At 67.6% G+C, this 17,233-nt stretch carries 15 protein-coding genes; 7 read left to right on the top strand and 8 right to left on the bottom strand.

Annotation, left to right across the window (positions count from 1 at the left end):
* The first annotated feature begins 12 nt into the window (after positions 1-12).
* Positions 13-1,191, top strand: coding sequence for an AAA family ATPase (locus ACJH5R_RS12850; RefSeq protein ID WP_406757505.1), 1,179 nt, complete (start codon positions 13-15; stop codon positions 1,189-1,191).
* Positions 1,192-1,204: 13 nt separating this feature from the next.
* On the opposite strand, the gene ACJH5R_RS12845 is transcribed toward ACJH5R_RS12850, so the two are convergent.
* Positions 1,205-2,080, bottom strand: coding sequence for an SDR family oxidoreductase (locus ACJH5R_RS12845; protein WP_406757506.1), 876 nt, complete (start codon positions 2,078-2,080; stop codon positions 1,205-1,207).
* Positions 2,081-2,151: 71 nt separating this feature from the next.
* Entirely contained in the window at positions 2,152-2,754 is a 603-nt protein-coding gene (locus tag ACJH5R_RS12840; protein ID WP_406757632.1) for a TetR/AcrR family transcriptional regulator, read from the bottom strand.
* 165 nt (positions 2,755-2,919) lie between these two features.
* Here ACJH5R_RS12840 and ACJH5R_RS12835 point away from each other — a divergent pair, with 165 nt between their 5' ends.
* Positions 2,920-4,395, top strand: a complete 1,476-nt coding sequence (locus ACJH5R_RS12835; protein ID WP_406757507.1) for a cytochrome P450 — start codon at positions 2,920-2,922, stop codon at positions 4,393-4,395.
* A gap of 16 nt (positions 4,396-4,411) precedes the next feature.
* Here the strand turns inward: ACJH5R_RS12835 and ACJH5R_RS12830 are convergent, their stop codons facing one another.
* From ACJH5R_RS12830 to ACJH5R_RS12815, 4 genes are all read right to left on the bottom strand, one after another.
* Entirely contained in the window at positions 4,412-4,879 is a 468-nt protein-coding gene (locus ACJH5R_RS12830) for a homocitrate synthase (protein WP_406782088.1), read from the bottom strand.
* A 190-nt stretch (positions 4,880-5,069) separates the two neighbouring features.
* Positions 5,070-6,806 (bottom strand): ubiquinone-dependent pyruvate dehydrogenase, encoded by a 1,737-nt coding sequence (poxB, locus tag ACJH5R_RS12825; protein WP_406782087.1) that lies wholly within the window; start codon positions 6,804-6,806, stop codon positions 5,070-5,072.
* A gap of 117 nt (positions 6,807-6,923) precedes the next feature.
* Positions 6,924-9,089 (bottom strand): acyl-CoA dehydrogenase, encoded by a 2,166-nt coding sequence (locus tag ACJH5R_RS12820; protein WP_406782086.1) that lies wholly within the window; start codon positions 9,087-9,089, stop codon positions 6,924-6,926.
* Between the two features lie 21 nt (positions 9,090-9,110).
* Positions 9,111-9,878: an SDR family NAD(P)-dependent oxidoreductase gene (locus ACJH5R_RS12815; protein ID WP_406782085.1), complete on the bottom strand. Its 768-nt coding sequence runs from the start codon at positions 9,876-9,878 to the stop codon at positions 9,111-9,113.
* A gap of 117 nt (positions 9,879-9,995) precedes the next feature.
* Between ACJH5R_RS12815 and ACJH5R_RS12810 the strand changes: the two genes are divergently transcribed.
* The 3 genes from ACJH5R_RS12810 (at position 9,996) to ACJH5R_RS12800 (ending at position 13,361) form a co-directional block, all read left to right on the top strand.
* Complete coding sequence (locus ACJH5R_RS12810) at positions 9,996-12,263, top strand: carbon starvation CstA family protein (protein ID WP_406782084.1); 2,268 nt, start codon at positions 9,996-9,998, stop codon at positions 12,261-12,263.
* The gene (locus ACJH5R_RS12805) at positions 12,239-12,433 is read left to right on the top strand and encodes a YbdD/YjiX family protein (RefSeq protein ID WP_406782083.1); all 195 of its coding nucleotides are present in this window, start codon (positions 12,239-12,241) and stop codon (positions 12,431-12,433) included. Before ACJH5R_RS12810 ends, ACJH5R_RS12805 begins: the two co-directional genes overlap by 25 nt.
* A 130-nt stretch (positions 12,434-12,563) precedes the next feature.
* Complete coding sequence (locus ACJH5R_RS12800; RefSeq protein ID WP_406782082.1) at positions 12,564-13,361, top strand: L,D-transpeptidase; 798 nt, start codon at positions 12,564-12,566, stop codon at positions 13,359-13,361.
* A 21-nt stretch (positions 13,362-13,382) separates the two neighbouring features.
* Here the strand turns inward: ACJH5R_RS12800 and ACJH5R_RS12795 are convergent, their stop codons facing one another.
* Together ACJH5R_RS12795 and ACJH5R_RS12790 are read right to left on the bottom strand one after the other, a co-directional pair.
* Positions 13,383-14,639 carry a cytochrome P450 gene (locus ACJH5R_RS12795; RefSeq protein ID WP_406757515.1) on the bottom strand — a complete coding sequence of 419 codons (1,257 nt, stop codon included), beginning with the start codon at positions 14,637-14,639 and terminating at the stop codon, positions 13,383-13,385.
* Positions 14,636-15,481 (bottom strand): MBL fold metallo-hydrolase, encoded by an 846-nt coding sequence (locus ACJH5R_RS12790; RefSeq protein ID WP_406782081.1) that lies wholly within the window; start codon positions 15,479-15,481, stop codon positions 14,636-14,638. The genes ACJH5R_RS12795 and ACJH5R_RS12790 overlap by 4 nt, the downstream gene beginning before the upstream one ends.
* 103 nt (positions 15,482-15,584) lie before the next feature.
* On the opposite strand from ACJH5R_RS12790, the gene ACJH5R_RS12785 reads away from it, so the two are divergent.
* Complete coding sequence (locus ACJH5R_RS12785) at positions 15,585-16,373, top strand: FadR/GntR family transcriptional regulator (protein ID WP_406782080.1); 789 nt, start codon at positions 15,585-15,587, stop codon at positions 16,371-16,373.
* Between the two features lie 51 nt (positions 16,374-16,424).
* Entirely contained in the window at positions 16,425-17,210 is a 786-nt protein-coding gene (locus ACJH5R_RS12780) for a class II aldolase/adducin family protein (protein ID WP_406782079.1), read from the top strand.
* Positions 17,211-17,233: the final 23 nt, after the last annotated feature.

Genomic DNA, 17,233 nt, shown 5'->3' with positions numbered 1-17,233 from the left:
AACCTGCCGAGCATGCTTTCGACGCTGGCTGTGCGCGGGTACCGCTCGCTGCGCGACCTGGTGCTGCCGTTGCGCCCTCTCACGGTCGTCACCGGGGCCAACGGCACCGGCAAGTCATCGCTGTATCGGGCGCTACGACTGTTGGCCGACTGCGGGCGTGGCGAGGTGATCGGCTCGCTGGCCCGCGAGGGCGGCCTGGAGTCGGTGCTGTGGGCCGGCCCCGAACAGCTCGGCGAAGCGCGGCGCAGCGGAGCCGCCCAAGGCAGTGTGCGCACCCGACCGGTGTCGCTGGAGATGGGTTTCGCCTCTGACGATTTCGGCTACCTGGTCGATCTGGGACTGCCGCAGGACCCCGAGCAGGCGTCGGCGTTCGCCCACGATCCGGAGATCAAGCGGGAGATCGTGTTCGCCGGACCGGTGCCGCGGCGCGGCGCCACCTTGGTCAGCCGCACCCGGGCTTTCGCGCAGTCCAGCACGGACTCCGGTGTCGAGGAACTGTCGCGGACCCTGCCGACCTATCGCAGCGTGCTCGCCGAATTCGCCCACCCCGCCGCACATCCGGAACTGGCCGCAGTACGGGACCGGCTGCGGGACTGGCGCTTCTACGACGGCTTCCGGGTCGACGCCGGCGCACCGGTGCGACGGCCGCAGGTCGGCACGCGCACGCCGGTACTCGCCGGCGACGGCGTCGATCTGGCTGCGGCGGTACAGACCATCATCGAGTCCGGCGACGACGAGCTGGACCGTGCGATCGCCGCCGCATTCGACGGGGCCACGCTGTCGGTCAGCTCCCACGACGGCATGTTCGACGTTCAGCTGCGCCAGCGCGGCATGCTGCGGCCATTGCGTACCGCCGAACTGTCCGACGGCACCCTGCGCTTCCTGCTGTGGGCCGCCGCCCTGCTGAGTCCCCAGCCACCGTCGCTGATGGTGCTCAACGAGCCGGAAACCTCACTGCACCCCGATCTGGTGGCGCCCCTGGCCGAACTCATCCGGGCCGCAGCCAACCGGACCCAGGTCGTGGTGGTCACCCACGCGCGCGCCATGCCCGAACTGCTCGCCGCCGTGCCGGTCGCCGAGGCCGACCGCCACGACACCGCGGAGATCGAGGTCTACAAAGACTTCGGCGAGACGCGAGCCGCCGGGCTGGGTCTGCTCAACACCCCGGCCTGGAACTGGGGCAGCCGCTGAGCCATCTGGCGGCTCAGGAGCTGCGCAGTGACGCCTGCGACGGCCGCAGTGCCCGGCTGAACAGCGCGTTGGCCTGACGCATGGCCACGCTGTAGGGCAACCAGGCCAGCCGCTTGAACGCGTACAGCGCCCGGATGTCACCGGAGGTGTAGACCAGGTAGCGGTTGCGGGCCACCCCGGCCAGGATCTTGTCCGCCGCCTTCTCCGGCGACACGGCATGGCCGGCAAAACGGCCCACCCATTTCTCCACGTGCGGGTCCTCGCGGTCCACGCCGGCGATCTCGACGGTGTGGACCAGCCCGGTCTTCACCGCGCCGGGCACCACCACCGACACCCCGATCTTGTGCCGGGCCAGGTCGAAGCGCAGCACCTCCGACACTCCGCGCAGGCCGTACTTGCTGGCGGAATAGGCCGCGTGCCAGGGCAAGGCGACGATTCCGGCCGCCGAGGACACATTCACCAGGTGCCCGCCGCGGCCGGCGGCGATCATCTGCGGCAGCAGCGACTCGATGACGTGGATCGGGCCCATCAGGTTGATGTCGACCATCTTTCGCCACTGCTGGTGGGTCAACCGGTCGACGGTCCCCCACGCCGACACCCCGGCAATGTTCATCACGACGTCCATCGCCCCATGCCGCTCATGAATGTCGGCGGCGAAAGCGGCGACATCGTCGTAGTCGGCGATGTCGACCACCCGGTGCTCGGGTACCAGCGCGCCCAGCGCGCGTGCGTCCGCGACGGTTTCGGCCAGGCCTTCGGCGTTGCGGTCGGTCAGGTACAGCTCGGCGCCGTGCTCAGCCAGCCGCAACGCGGTGGCCCGCCCGATCCCGCTCGCCGCTCCGGTGATGAAGCACCGCTTGCCCCGGTAGTACTGCGCTACGCGTGTCATGGGTGCAGACGATACCGGCGGTACCGCTCACCGATGATTCAATCCCCCGGTGAGCTGCTGGCGGCGAGCCGTTAGCGCTTGCGGCCGCCCCACAGCGCGTTGCGCCACAACGCCTCGAGCACCTGCACGCCACGACCCACGTCACCGGTGGGCCCGACGAAGGCACTGTCTCCGGAAAGCATGTAGGCGGTGGTAGCGCCCAGGGTCCGCACCAGCGCCGGGATGTCGTCGCTGATCGGGTTCGCGGTCCCCGCGGCGAGTTCGTCGTTGACCACGCCGACGATCTGGTCAATCACCGCATCGATCTGCGCGTCGAGCAGCTCTCGGATCTCGGCGTCGCTGTTGCGGGCCAGGTTGCACGCCGACATCACCGGATCGTTGTGGGCGTAGACCGCGGCCGCACTGCCCACCATGCGCTCGGCGAATGCCTCCGTCGATTCGTCGGCACCCCGCGGCGCGAAGTAGTGGGTCAGTTCTTCGAGCTCGTGCGTGGCCTCCGCCAGGATGTGGGCGAGCACGGCGTACTTGGAGTCGAAGTAGAAATAGAAGCCCGAGCGCGCTACACCGGCCCGATCGCTGATGGTGCTGACCGACAGTTCCGCGAAGGGTTTCTCCTCCAGCAGTTCGCGCACCGCCTGAACAATCGCCTGACGTTGTTTGTCGCCCCGCCGCATCGGCAGATCGTCGGCAGACCGCCCACCCGCGCCATCCTCGCTATTCACCTTTGCACCTTGCACCACGCCGCGCCGGATTCAAACTTGACAGGCGTCAAACTTACTTCAAGGATTAGGGCCGAGTGACGGTTACCACAACCTGTCCGGGCCGTTAGAGGAGCGTCTGTGACCACCATCAGCACCCCGCGTTACCTGCTCGACCAGGCAAAACGCCGGTTCATCCCGACCGTGAACACCATCCCCGGGATGGGATTGCTGGAAAAGCGGCTGATGACAGTCGACTGGCCGCAACGGACGCTGGCTACCCCGCCGGAAGGCAGCGATCTGAAGCCCATCGTCGGCGACTCGGGGCTGCCGCTGCTGGGTCACATCGTCGAGATGTTCCGCCAGGGACCCGACTTCCCGCTGCATCTGTACAACACCCGGGGCCCGATCACCTTCGCCGACTCGCCCATCCTGCCGTCGATCGTCGCCCTGGGACCCGACGCCACCCAGACGATCTTCACCAACAAGAACAAGGACTACTCACAGAAGGGCTGGCTCCCGGTGATCGGGCCGTTCTTCAACCGCGGCCTGATGATGCTCGACTTCGACGAGCACATGGGCCATAGGCGGATCATGCAGTCCGCCTTCACCCGGCCCCGGCTGGCCAGCTACGTCGAGGACATCGACCGGGTGGCCTCGGCGATCGTGGCCGACTGGCCCACCGACGACGGCCGTTTCCTGGTGTATCCGGCGATGAAGGAATTGACCCTCGACGTCGCCTCGGTAGTGTTCATGGGCCACGAGCCGGGCAGCGACCACCAGCTGGTCACCAAGGTCAACCGCGCCTTCGAGCAGACCACTCGGGCCGGCGGCGCGATCATCCGGACCGGCTTGCCGCCGTTCAAGTGGTGGCAGGGCCTGCAGGGCCGCAAGCTGCTCGAGGACTACTTCGTCGAGCGGGTCAAAGAGCGTCGCAAGGCCGAGGGCACCGACATGCTGACCGTGCTCTGTCACACCGCCGACGAGGACGGCAACAGCTTCTCCGACGCCGACATCGTCAACCACATGATCTTTTTGATGATGGCCGCCCACGACACCACCACCTCGACGGTGACCACGATGATCTACCACCTGGCCGCCCACCCGGAGTGGCAGGACCGAGCGCGCGACGAGTCGACGCGCCTGGGCGACAGCCCGCTGGACATCGAGTCGCTGGAGAAGCTGGAGACCCTCGACCTGGTCATGGACGAGTCCCTTCGGCTGGTGACGCCGCTGCCGTTCAACATGCGCCAAACCGTGCGCGACACCGATCTGCTGGGCCACTACGTGCCGGCCGGCACCAACGTGGTCACCTGGCCGGGCATGAACCACTGGCTGCCCGAGCTGTACACCAACCCGCGCCAATTCGACCCCGAGCGGTTCCTCGAGCCACGGGCCGAGCACAAGAAGCACCGCTACGCCTGGGCGCCGTTCGGCGGCGGGGCGCACAAGTGCATCGGAATGGTGTTCGGCCGTCTCGAGGTCAAGACGGTGCTGCATCGGCTACTGCGCCAGTACCGGATTGAGCTGGCCCACCCGGACTACAAGCCGCGTTGGGACTACGGCGGCATGCCGATCCCGATGGACGGGATGCCGATCGTCCTGCGCCGGCTCTAGCCGCGCGCCGGCACGATCACCTTGCCGTCAACAGCCGGTTGACACACGTGACGACGGCATCCACGGCCGAGGCCCCTGCGTCGGGCGCGAAGCCCACCGCCCAGGCCGTCGCGCGGCCATTGGATCCGTGGATGAACGTCGCCGTCTCGGCGCCGCAAGCGAGCTGATGAAATCCTAGGATTTCCAACGTGATTCCGCGCCCGTAGAGCATCTCGGTCAGCGCGGCCAGCGGTCCGTGCGCCGCGGCGGTGCACGTGCCGGTCCGGTCTCCGATGGCGATCGTCGCCTGATAGGTGCGGCCCTCTAGCCCCACCCGTGCCGTGGGTCGGTCGGCGTCCAGGCAACGCCACCGGCCCAGCCGCAGCGGCCCAGCGCAGCGCCCATAGTTGGCCACGAAGCCTTCCCACGTGAGCTGGGCGGCCGAGTCGCGCAGTTCACGTGGGAGTCGGGTGCTGAACCGATCTGCGAAGGATGTGTATGCCATGGTGCGGTCTTTTCTGCTCGAAGAGAGCGACCGACGGGTAGTAGCTTCCGACCCACAGCGGGGGGCCGGTCTGGATCAGACCCCGCTGCGGGTGCTGGCTACTACGACTAGGTACCGCATGATGTCACCCAGGCTAGTAGCGGGTCCGCCGGACGCGCAATGCATTTATGGACCAGCATCGAGATCGATATCAATTCAAGATGCGGCGGGCCACGTTGGTGGTCACCAGATCCAGCAGCTCGTCGGCGCGACCGGCCAGGATGGTCCGGATCGCATACAGCGAAAATCCTTTGGCCTGCTCAGCGGTGATCGCCGGGGGGATCGACAGTTCCTGGCGGGCGGTGACGACGTCGACGACCGCCGGACCGTCGTAAGCGAATGCCTCGGTCAGGGCCGCTTCCAAATCGGCGGGATGCTCCACCCGACGTCCGAACATGCCCAACGCGGTGGCGACGGCGCCGAAGTCTGGATTGTCTAACTCGGTACCGAAGTTGACGATGCCGGCGGCCTTCATCTCCAGTTCGACGAAGTTCAGCGACGAGTTGTTGAACACGATCACCTTGACCGGCAAGCGATTCTGCGTCAGCGTCAGCAGCTCGCCGAACAGCATCGCCAGCCCGCCGTCACCGGCCAACGCGATGACCTGTCGCTCACGGTCGCTGGACTGGGCGCCGATCGCGTGCGGCAGTGCGCACGCCATGGTGCCGTGGTTGAACGATCCGATCAGCCGCCGCCGCCCGTTCATGGTCACGTAGCGAGCCGCCCACACGACCGGAGAGCCGACGTCGACGGTGAACACCGCGTCGTCGTTGGCCAGTCGATTAGCCAGCGCGGCAACATATTCGGGACGTATCGGGGTGCGATCCCGATCGTTGGACGCCAGCGCGTCCAGTCTCTTGCGGGTCTTGCGGTAGTGCTTCAGCGACTTGTCCAAATGGCTGCTGTCGTCCTTGCGCACCAGCAACGGCTGCAACGCGGCGACGGTGTCGGCGACTGTGCCGCGCAACCCGAGATCGATCGGGGTGCGCCGGCCCAGGTTCCGACCGCGAATGTCGACCTGAATGATCTGCGCCCGATCGGGATAGAACTGCTGATAGGGAAAGTCCGTGCCGAGCATCAGCAACACGTCGGCTTCCCTGATCGCCTTGTAGCCCGAGGCGAAGCCCAGCAGTCCGGTCATCCCGACGTCAAAGGGATTGTCGTACTCGATGTATTCCTTGCCGCGCAACGCGTGCACGATCGGAGCCGCCAATGTGCGCGCCAGCTCCATCACCTGGTCGTGCGCACCGGCGACGCCCGCACCGGCCAGGATCGTGACATTGGCGGCGGCATTGAGCATGGCCGCGGCCGCCCGCAGCCCCTGCTCGTCGGGGTGGCACACCGACCCGGTGGGCAGCACCGGAAGCGCTCCCCAGCCGGTCTCGTCGAGGCGGTGGCCGAAGATCTCGCCCGGCACCACCACGACGGCGACGCCGTTCTCCTCCACCGCCGCCCGCATGGCCAGCTCCAGGATGCGCGGCGCCTGCTCGGGGGTGCTGACCAGCTCGCAGTAGACGCTGCACTCGCGAAACAGGTTCTGCGGATGGGTTTCCTGGAAGTAGTCGGAGCCGACCTCGGCCAGTGGGATGTGGGCAGCGATCGCCAGCACCGGCACCCGGCTGCGCTGGGCGTCGAACAGGCCGTTGATCAGGTGCAGGTTGCCGGGTCCGCAGCTACCTGCGCACACCGCCAAGTTGCCGCTGAGCGCCGCTTCGGCTGCGGCCGCGAACGCCGCGGTCTCCTCGTGGCGCACCTGTTCCCACCTGACCTCGCCGTCGCGGCGGATCGCATCGGTGAGCCCGTTGAGACTGTCGCCGGGTATCCCGAAGATGCGCTGCACCCCGCTGTGTTTGAGGGCGGCGATCACATGGTCTGCGACAGTTGCCATTTCGCGTTCTCCTCACCGCGATCCAGGGTGCGCGGAATGCCGCTGCACTCGGCGTGTCGCTGTGCAAACACGCTCCCCCGCAAGCGGGGGTACCCCCACCTGGCGCAGTGAGAAACGCTACTTGATCAGCGGGTCGCGGGGCATCCCCAGAATTCGCTCGGCGATCTGGTTGCGCGTCACCTCCGAGGTGCCGCCGGCGATCGCGATACCGCGCGCGCCCATCACCATCCGGCCGGCCATGGCGCCCGGCCCGTCGTCCAGGGCGACGTCGGGGCCCAGCAGCGCCGCTCCGATGGCTGCCCCATCGCCCATGTGCTCGGCGAGCTTGAGCTTGGTGACGTTGCCCTCCGGTCCCGGGCCGGCGCCGGCGATGCTGCGCGCCACCCGGCGCAGGTTGAGCAGTCGCAACGCGTGCTCGTCGGCAACGAACCGGCCGATCCGCGCCGCGGCGTCGGCCACCGTATTCCGGTGCTGCTGAGCCAGTGCGATCAGCCGCTGGTCGACCCCGGCGGTGTAAGAACCACCTCCGCCGATGCTGACCCGTTCATTGCCCAAGGTCGCACGGGCCACCTTCCAGCCCTCGTTGACCTCGCCGACGACGTCCTCATCGGGAACGAACACGTCGTTGAAGAACACCTCGTTGAACTCCGACCCACCGGTGATCTGGCGCAACGGCCGCACTTCGACGCCGGGCGCCTTCATGTCGATGATCACCATGGTGATGCCGGCGTGCTTGGGCACGTCGAAGTCGGTGCGCACCGTGGCCAGGCCGCGCCGGCACAGGTGGGCGCCGGAGGTCCACACCTTCTGACCGTTGATCTGCCAGCCACCCTCGACCCGGGTTGCCTTGGTCTTGACCGCGGCGGCATCCGAGCCCGCAGCGGGCTCGGAGAACAGCTGGCACCAAATCTCCTCCTGGCGCAGCGCCTTCTCCACGAATCGCTGGATCTGCCAGTCGGTGCCCTGCTGAATCAGCGTCAGGATCACCCAGCCGGTGATCGAGTAGTCGGGCCGCTGGATACCGGCGGCGCTGAATTCCTGCTCGATCACCAGCTGCTCGACGGCGTCGGCGGCCCGGCCCCACGGCTTGGGCCAGTGCGGCATCACGTAGCCGGTCGCGATCAACCGGTCCAGCTGGTCTTCGGTGCCCAAACCCGCGATCTCGGCGGCGTCGGCGTGGATTCGGACGCGCAGCTCCTCGGCTTCGGGCGGCAGGTCCAGGCTGTTGGCCCGCGTGATGCCGGCCGCGGCGCTCTCGAAAACGGCCAGGGCCGGCGCGTCGCCGCCGAACAACGCCTGCACGGTCAGGGCCCGACGCAGCTGCAGGTGGGCGTCGTGCTCCCAGGTGTAGCCGATACCGCCGTGCACCTGGATGTTGAGCTCGGCGTTGCGCACGTAGGCGGGAAACGCCAGCGTGGCCGCTACCGCCGCGGCCAGCCGGAAGGCGTATTCGTCCTCCCCGTCAGCCCGCGCGGCATCCCACACCGCGGCGGTTGCCGACTCGGCGCCGACCAGCATGTTGGCGCAATGGTGCTTGATGGCCTGGAAGGTGGCGATGGTCCGGCCGAACTGTTCGCGCACCTTGGCGTACTCGACGGCCGAATCGGTGCAGTCGGCCGCACCGCCGACCGCTTCGGCGGCCAGCAAGACCCGGGCGCGCGCCAGCGCCGACTCACGCCCACCGGACAGGACGTCGTCGGCGCTGACTCCGACACCGGTCAGCGTCACTCGTCCGGACCGGCGGGTGGAGTCGAGGTTGCCGGGCACGTCGACGTTGACCCCGGCGCGGTCCCGCTCGAGCACCAGCACGTCCTCACCGGCGGCCACCAGCAGCACGTCGGCCAGGCCCGCGCCCAGCACCACGCCGGCGTCACCGGAGGCCACGCCGCCGTCCAGGACGACGTCACCGGCCAGCCCCACGCCGGCGGTGTGGGACCCGTCGATCAGCCCGGGCAGCAGACGGGCCTGCTGCTCAGGGGTGCCGGCAGCAGCGATCACCGCCGAGGCGATGACGGTCGGAACGAACGGCCCCGGCGCCACCGCCCGGCCCAGCTCCTCGATCACCACCACCAACTCCGGCAGCCCGAAGCCCGAACCACCGTGCTCCTCGTCGATATGCAGGCCCAGCCAGCCCAGCGCGGCCAGTTCGGCCCAGAACGGTGGCCGAGTCTCCTCGGCCGCGTCGAGCAGCGCACGGGCCGCCGAGCGGGCCTTCTGCGCGGTCAAGAATCCGCGGGCCACTTCGGCCAGTTCGCGGTGGTCTTCGGTTACTGCGATGCCCATGGGCTGTCTCCTGGCTTTCGTTTACTTGGGGGCGAACCGCTGCCCGGCGTCGAGCCGCAGGCATTGTCCATTGAGCATCGGGTTGTCGACGACGGCGGCAACCAACTTGGCGAACTCTTCGGGCCGCCCGAGGCGCTTGGGAAACGCCGCGTCCTTGGTCAGGGCACTGGCGAACTCCTCCGGGATGCCCTTGGTCAGCCCGGTGGCGAACAGGCTCGGCGCGATCGCCAGCGCCCGGATGCCCACCGAACCGAGGTCGCGAGCCATGGTCAGAGCCATACCGGCGACGCCCGCCTTGGCGGCGGTGTAGGCGACCTGGCCGATCTGACCCTCGAACGCAGCGATAGACGCCGTGTTGATGATGACGCCGCGCTCGTCGTCTTCGGGCTCGTTGGTGCTCATGTGCGCGGCGGCCAGCCGGTTGATGTTGAACGTGGCGATCAGGTTCAGGTCGATCACCGCACGGAAGGACTCCAGGTCGTGCGGGCCGGACTTGCTCAAGGTGCGCTTGGCGATACCCCCGCCCGCCGTGGTGACGATGACGTGCAGCCCACCCAGGCCCTCGACCGCCGCAGCCAGAGTCTTCTCGGTGGCGTCGAAATCGGTGATGTCCACCGGGTAGAAGGCGCCAGCCCCACCCTTTAGACCGGCGGCTACCTCTTTGCCCTCCGAGCCTTCCCGGTCGAGCACCGCGACGTCCGCCCCGCCGGCAGCGAGCAGCTCCGCGGTGGCCCGGCCCATTCCGGAAGCGCCGCCGACGACGACGACCTTCTTGCCGTTGATGTCCATGCACACCCCTTCGCCGCCGTTACGGGAAATCTAGTAGTTGAGAATCTAGGACAAGTTATCGTTCCGCTCGGAAACCGCTGCCCCTCGGGCATCAGAGAAGGCCTCAAGGAGGTACCCGTGGCCGCACCGACGGCGCCGGAGGTAGTCGAGCGACACGACGGGCCGGTGACCTATGTGCACACCGACCCCGAGTTGCCCGCGGTGGCGGTGATCGACCGCTCCCCCATCTCCGCACGGCACAAAATGGTGTTCGGTGCGGTCGCGGTCGCGGGCGCGGTGGCGTGGGCATCGATCGCGTTCGCCCGCGGCGAGTCAGTGAACGCCGTGTGGTTCGTCATCGCCGCGGTGTGCACCTACATCATCGGATTCCGTTTCTACGCACGGTTTATCGAGCGCAAGATCGTTCGCCCGCGCGATGACCACGCCACGCCCGCGGAGATCTTCGAGGACGGCACCGACTATCTGCCGACCGACCGGCGGGTGCTCTTCGGCCACCATTTCGCGGCAATCGCCGGCGCAGGCCCGCTGGTCGGCCCGGTGCTGGCCACGCAGATGGGCTACCTGCCGGGCGCCATCTGGATCATCATCGGCGCGGTGGTGGCCGGCTGCGTACAGGACTACCTGGTGCTGTGGTGCTCGGTGCGCCGACGGGGCCGCTCCCTGGGACAGATGGCCCGCGAGGAACTGGGTGTGGTCGGCGGGGCGGCCGCGATCATCGGCGTACTGGTCATCATGGTGATCCTGATCGCGGTGCTGGCCCTGATCGTGGTGCGGGCCTTGGCGGTCAGTCCCTGGGGCGTGTTCTCCATCGCGATGACGATCCCGATCGCCCTGTTCATGGGGTTCTACCTGCGGTACTTGCGACCGGGCCGGGTGTCCGAGGTGTCTCTGATCGGAATCGTCGCGCTACTGGCTGCCGTGGCATCGGGCAAGTGGGTCGCCGAAACCTCTTGGGGCGTCGCATGGTTCACGTTGTCCCCGGTGACGTTGTCCTGGTGCATCATCGGCTACGGCTTCGCCGCCTCGGTGCTGCCGGTGTGGTTGTTGCTGGCGCCGCGTGACTACCTGTCGACGTTCATGAAGGTCGGCACGATCATCCTGCTGGCCGTCGGCATCCTGATCGCCCGGCCGCTGATGGCCGCGCCGGCCGTCTCGGAGTTCGCCCGCACCGGCGAGGGGCCGGTGTTCGCCGGGTCGTTGTTCCCGTTCCTGTTCATCACGATCGCGTGCGGCGCGCTGTCGGGATTTCATTCGCTGATCGCCTCGGGCACCACCCCGAAACTGCTCGAAAAAGAGAGCCAGATGCGGCTGATCGGTTACGGCGGGATGCTCACTGAGTCTTTCGTCGCGGTGATGGCGCTGATCACCGCATCGATTCTGGACCAGCACCTGTTTTTCACCCTCAATGCTCCGGTCGCCGCGACCGGCGGCACCGCCTCAAGCGCCGCCGCTTACGTCAACGGCCTCGGGCTGGGCGGGTCGCCGATTACCCCCGATCAGATCACCGAGGCCGCCACCGCGGTCGGCGAACAGTCGATCGTCTCGCGTACCGGCGGGGCCCCGACCCTGGCGTTGGGAATGGCCGACGTACTGGGGCAGGTGTTCGGCGGGCCCGGCCTCAAGGCCTTCTGGTACCACTTCGCGATCATGTTCGAGGCGCTGTTCATCCTGACCACCGTCGACGCCGGCACCCGGGTGGCCCGATTCATGCTCTCCGACGCGCTGAGCAATCTGGGCGGACCGCTGCGCCGGCTGTCCAATCCGAGTTGGCGGGTCGGAGCGTGGGTGTGCAGCCTGGCGGTGGTCGCCGGGTGGGGTTCGATCCTGTTGATGGGTGTCACCGATCCGCTCGGCGGGATCAACACCCTTTTCCCGCTGTTCGGTATCGCCAACCAGTTGCTGGCCGCGATCGCGCTGACCGTGGTGACGGTGATCGTGATCAAGAAGGGAAACGGGACCTCAGGGCTGAAATGGGCACTGATCCCGGGCATTCCGCTGCTGTGGGATCTGACCGTCACGATGACGGCGTCGTGGCAGAAGATCTTCTCCGGTGATCCGCGGGTGGGCTACTGGACTCAGCACTTCGCCTACCGGGCCGCCGAACGCGCCGGCGAAACCTCCTTCGGATCGGCGGCCACCCCAGCGCAATTGCACGACGTCGTCCGCAACACCTTCATCCAGGGCACCTTGTCGATTGTGTTCGCCTCCGTGGTGGCGGTGGTGGTCATTGCGGGAATTCTGGTGTCACTGCGGGCGATTCGCGGCACGGGGTCGACCGCCGAGCCGCCGCCGGTGCCCTCGCGGCGATTCGCGCCTGCGGGGCTGATCGCGACCGCGGCCGAACGAAAGGTGCAGGCGCAATGGGACGCCCGCTGCGCGGATTAAGCCGGGCCGCCCGTCACGTCGGCTGGTACTGGGCGTCGTTGTTGGGCGACAACCACTACCGCCGCTACCTGCAGTACCGCCGTCGCGCCCATCCCGGCGAACCGGTGCTCTCCGAGCGCGACTACTGGCGGCGCCGGCACGACGGCGATCCCGGGGCACGCTGCTGCTGACGCTGCCGTGTCCAAAACTTAATGAAGCCTTGACCGACTCGTGGGCATGTGCGCGAGGCTTTCGGGCGCGAATCTCCCTACCATCAACGGCGATAACCCAAGGTAAGAAGATCGGGAAGGTATGCCGACGATGTGGACATCGGTGCGTTCAGCAATGGTGGTGATCGGGGTCGCGGTCACAACGCTCGTGACGCCGCCCGGGACGAGTTCGGCCGCGGCCAGCCAACCGCCCGGCGCCGGGATCGCATCGATCCAGCCGGCCTCGGGTGCCGTCGTCGGTGTGGCGCACCCGGTGGTGGTGACCTTCTCCGCACCGATGATCGACCGCCGGGCCGCCGAGCGCAGCATCGCGGTGCGGTCTAGCCCGCCGATGACCGGAACCTTTCACTGGGTCGACGACACCGAGGTGCAGTGGGTTCCCGACCACTACTGGCCGTCGCACAGCGCCGTGGCACTGTCGGTGGGCAAGCTGTCCGTCGACTTCAGCACGGGCGCAAAGGTGGTGGGCGTCGCCAGCATCTCGGCGCACACCTTCACCGTGACCGTCGACGGTGACGAGGCCGGCCCGCTGCCCACACCGCACCACCGCCCGCACTGGGGCGAAGACGGCGTCATGCCCGCCACCATGGGCAAGACCGAATACGAGACGCCGACGGGCAACTACACCGTGCTGGGCAAGGACCGCAAGGTCATCATGGACTCCAGCAGCGTGGGGATCCCGATCGACTCCGCCGAGGGCTACCGCTTCGAGGTCGAGCAGGCAGTACGCATCACCCGGCGCGGGCTCTACGTCCACTCCGCACCGTGGGCGCTGCACTCACTGGGGCTGGAGAACGTCAGCCACGGCTGCGTCGGCCTGAGTCCTACCGACGCCGAGTGGTACTTCGACCGGGTCAACATCGGCGACCCGGTGATCATCAAGGAGTGACGCGGGCCGCGGGGACGCCCGCTAGGACGCCGACGCGCTGCCGAATTCCACGGGCATAGCGTCGATCCCGTTGATCCAGGGCAGCACGGACCGCGATGGGCGATCCAGCTGGTGGATGTCGGGAATGATGTCTGCCAGCGCGCCGAAGATCAGGTTGATCTGCATGCGGGCGAGGTTCGCACCGATGCAGTAGTGCGCTCCGGGAGCCCCGAAACCCAGGTGGGGGTTGGGGCTTCGCAGGATGTTGAACGTGAAGGGGTCCTCGAACACCTCGTCGTCGTAGTTGGCCGAGCCGTAGAACATGCCGACCCGCTGGCCCTTGCGGATCTGCACTCCGCCGAGCTCGACATCGCGTAACGCCGTGCGCTGGAAAGAGATGACCGGCGTCGCCCAGCGGACCACTTCCTCGGCCATGGTGGTGGGGCGTTCGGCGACGAACAGCCGCCATTGGTCGGGGTGGTCGAAGAACGCCAGCATCCCCTGCGAGGTGGCGTTGCGAGTGGTCTCGTTGCCGGCCACCATCAGCATCATCACGTAATAACCGAATTCCAGTGCGGTCAGCTCTTCGCCGTCGATGGTCGCGGTCACCAGGGCCGTCGCGATGTCATCGCGCGGGTGCGCCTTGCGGTCTTCGGCCATTTGATAGGCGTAGCCCAGCAGTTCGGCGGAGGCCTGGAGCCCGTCGGCTCCGGCATCCGGCTCGCCGTTGCCGCCGCCCACCAGCCGATTGCTCCAGTCGAAGACCTGCTGGCGCTCATCCGCCGGGACACCGATCAGCTCGCAGATGGTGGCCAACGGCAGCTGCGAGGCCACCTCGGTGACGAAGTCGCCGGTGTTGTGCTCAGCGGCGGCCGTGACGATCTCGCGGGCTTGGCGGTCGAGCGAATCCCGCATACCGGCAACTACTCGGGGCGTGAATCCCCGTGACACGATCCGGCGCAGCTTGGCGTGCTTGGGTCCGTCGAGAAAGAGCATGATGTTGTCGCGACTGGCGTCGTGGAGCTCTTGATTGTTCGTGGTATTCGTCCGGATCAGTGAGGTGTTCTCGTGTGAGGAGAACACCTCGTCCTGCAGAGACACCGCCCGGACGTCGGCGTGCTTGGTGACGACCCAGTAGCCCTCGTCAGGGTAGCCGGAGGCGCCGAAGGGCTGGGCGTTCCACCAGATCGGTTCGGTCTTGCGCAGGAGGGCGAACTCCTCGTGCGGGATCCGCTCGGCGATGAGTGCGGGGTCGGTGAAGTCGAACCCCTCCGGCAGCAGGTGCTGTGTGTCGGTCATCGTGCTCCCTCTCGCTCTACCAGCGGTTGCCACGCCAGGCCTGCACCGGCGCTGTTGATGTAGCCGCCCGACGGGGCGGCGAAATGTGATCCGAGCAGTAGTGCCCGCTCATCGGCGATCCGGCGCAGCAAGTCCAGCCGGCTGGCGCGAGCAGCGCGCGGGTCGGCGTCGGGCAGGGCACTGATCTCGGGGTCGCCGATCTGGACCGGATGGTGCACGACGTCGCCGCTGATGTAGGCCACGGCGCCGGCGGACTCGATGCGTACCGACACGTGACCAGGGGTGTGACCGGCGGTAGGGACCAGCCGGATGGTCTCGGTCAGCTGATGATCCGGCGCGACCAACCGGAGCTTGCCGTGCTGGGCCAACGGGTCGACACATTCGGGCGCCACCCGGTCCTCACCGGTGAACCCGCACCAATGCGCGTGCTCAGCCTCGGTCACCAGATAGTCGGCGTGGGGAAACGTCGGCACCCACTGCCCCGCGCGCTCCACGGCGTTGCGACCGGCGTGGTCGCGGTGCAGATGCGTGCACACCACCGCCGTGATGTCGTCGGGCCCGAATCCGGTGGCCGCCAACGACTCCTCGAAGCGATCCGGCAGGTTACGGGTCCGTAGGAAGCTCTCGGCGAAGCAGGTGTCGACCAGCACCCGCGACGACTCGGACGCGATCAGGTAGGACTGGATCGCCATCAAGATGTTTCCCGCCGCGTCGGAGTACTCCGGCAGCGAATCGTCCGTACAACGCTGGGGTGCTCCCGCGAAAAGCCGGGCGGGCGGGATCGGGATGACCGCCTGCAGGACCGCGTGGATGTCAACGTCGCCGACAGTCCAATGCTGCACGCCATGGTCCCCTTCTCGCAGCGCGATCGTATGCCACGAATCATTTGGAAGTGAGCGATTCGACGAACCGGATCCGTACGGCCTGATCTGGCACACTCGACTCGTGGCAGCACCCACCATCCGCTTTCGGCGGCTCGCTGAACAGGTCGCCGACGAGCTCCGTCGGCGCATTCTCGCCGGCGAGCTGACCGACGATCATGTGCTCCCCAAAGAGGACGAACTCCTGGTCGAGTTCGCCATCAGCAAGCCGTCATTGCGCGAGGCCATGCGCATCCTCGAGGCCGAGGGACTGCTCACCGTGCGCCGCGGGAAGCGGGGCGGCGCGGTGATACATCGACCCACGCCAGCAAACGTCGCCTACACCATGGGTCTGGTACTGGGCTCACAACAGGTGAGCCTCGCCGACGTCGGGACCGCGCTGCTGCAGGTCGAACCGGCCTGCGCGGCACTGTGCGCGCAGCGGCCGGACCGAAAGAGCACAGTGGTGCCCATTCTGCGCCGGTTGCACGAGGAATCAGTGGCCGCGGTCGACGACTTGCAGAAGGCCACCTCCGCCAGTCGCCGCTACCATGAAGCGCTCGTCACGCACTGCGGCAACGCCACCATGCTTGTGATGGCCGGTGCACTCGAAGCCCTGTGGTCCGCTCACGAGCAAAGCTGGTCAAGTCAGGTCACCGACCACTCGACGGTGCCCGTTCCCGAGCGGCGCGCCGTCTTGGAGGACCACCGTCAGGTGATCGATGCCATCGATGTCGGCGACGCCCAGCGGGCCCGGGACCTTGCCGCGGCGCACCTGTTGCATGCCCAGCACTACCCCGGCCGCTCCGGGATCGTCGACCCCGCCATGGTCCGTCCCCGTGGCGTCTTCAATGCTGCGGACGCCCAGCACTGACGAAAGGGTCGACAGCGTTGACGGCGCCCCTTATTTCCATATGATTTGTTCATGACGGAGTCCGTCGACGTCCAGTGCGCCCGTCCCGGTGGCTCAGCGGTCTGGTCGCCGTCGGTGGTCCCGCCGATCGGCGTCGAGCTGAGCAACCCCCAGGCGCTGGCCATCGCGTTTCGCCATCTCGCCGGAATCGGTTTCGCCGAGAACATGGCCGGTCACATCACTTGGCAGCCCCTCGGCCAGACCGAGATGCTGGTCAATCCGTGGGGACTGTGGTGGGCCGAACTCACTGCCTCCGACATCTGCACCGTCGACGAAGACGCCCGCGTCGTCGCGGGCCGCTGGGATGTCACCCCCGCCATTCATATCCACACCGAGTTGCACCGCGCCCGCCCGGACGCGCGCGTGGTGATCCACAACCATCCCTACTACGTCAGCCTGCTGGCGTCGCTGCAGACGCTGCCCGAACTCGTCCACCAGACCGGCTCGCTCTTCCTCGACGACCTGTGCTTCGTCGACACCTACGACGGCGAGGTGGACACCGCTTCGCGGGCCCGGGATCTGGCCGGCCGCATCGGTGATGCGAACCTGACGATCCTGGCGTCGCACGGGGTGATCGCCACCGGGAGCACGCTGGCCGAGGCGGTTTATCGGTCGGCGACCATCGAGCGAGTGTGCAAGCTGGCTTACCACGTCATGCTGACCGGCCGGAAGCCCACGCCGATGAAGCGATCCGACATGGCCGGGATGCAGGCGTCGCTGATCGAACGTGCCGCAGACGTGTACTGGGCCGGCGCGGCCCGCATGACCATCAAGGCCGACCGGCATGTGCTCGACTGATCCTCCACGCCCGAAGACTGAGG

Origin of the sequence: Mycobacterium sp. SMC-19, from assembly GCF_045310815.1 — a bacterium.
Taxonomy (GTDB): domain Bacteria; phylum Actinomycetota; class Actinomycetes; order Mycobacteriales; family Mycobacteriaceae; genus Mycobacterium.
Note: the sequence above shows the minus strand (reverse complement) of the source record. Positions and strands in the feature narration are given on the sequence as shown.

Coding starts and splice junctions, on each gene's coding strand:
- ACJH5R_RS12850 (WP_406757505.1), top strand. CDS start 13: ATGCTTTCGACGCTGGCTGTGCGCGGGTACCGCTCGCTGCGCGACCTG.
- ACJH5R_RS12845 (WP_406757506.1), bottom strand. CDS start 2,080: ATGACACGCGTAGCGCAGTACTACCGGGGCAAGCGGTGCTTCATCACC.
- ACJH5R_RS12840 (WP_406757632.1), bottom strand. CDS start 2,754: ATGCGGCGGGGCGACAAACAACGTCAGGCGATTGTTCAGGCGGTGCGC.
- ACJH5R_RS12830 (WP_406782088.1), bottom strand. CDS start 4,879: ATGGCATACACATCCTTCGCAGATCGGTTCAGCACCCGACTCCCACGT.
- poxB (WP_406782087.1), bottom strand. CDS start 6,806: ATGGCAACTGTCGCAGACCATGTGATCGCCGCCCTCAAACACAGCGGG.
- ACJH5R_RS12820 (WP_406782086.1), bottom strand. CDS start 9,089: ATGGGCATCGCAGTAACCGAAGACCACCGCGAACTGGCCGAAGTGGCC.
- ACJH5R_RS12815 (WP_406782085.1), bottom strand. CDS start 9,878: ATGGACATCAACGGCAAGAAGGTCGTCGTCGTCGGCGGCGCTTCCGGA.
- ACJH5R_RS12805 (WP_406782083.1), top strand. CDS start 12,239: ATGGGACGCCCGCTGCGCGGATTAAGCCGGGCCGCCCGTCACGTCGGC.
- ACJH5R_RS12800 (WP_406782082.1), top strand. CDS start 12,564: ATGTGGACATCGGTGCGTTCAGCAATGGTGGTGATCGGGGTCGCGGTC.
- ACJH5R_RS12795 (WP_406757515.1), bottom strand. CDS start 14,639: ATGACCGACACACAGCACCTGCTGCCGGAGGGGTTCGACTTCACCGAC.
- ACJH5R_RS12780 (WP_406782079.1), top strand. CDS start 16,425: ATGACGGAGTCCGTCGACGTCCAGTGCGCCCGTCCCGGTGGCTCAGCG.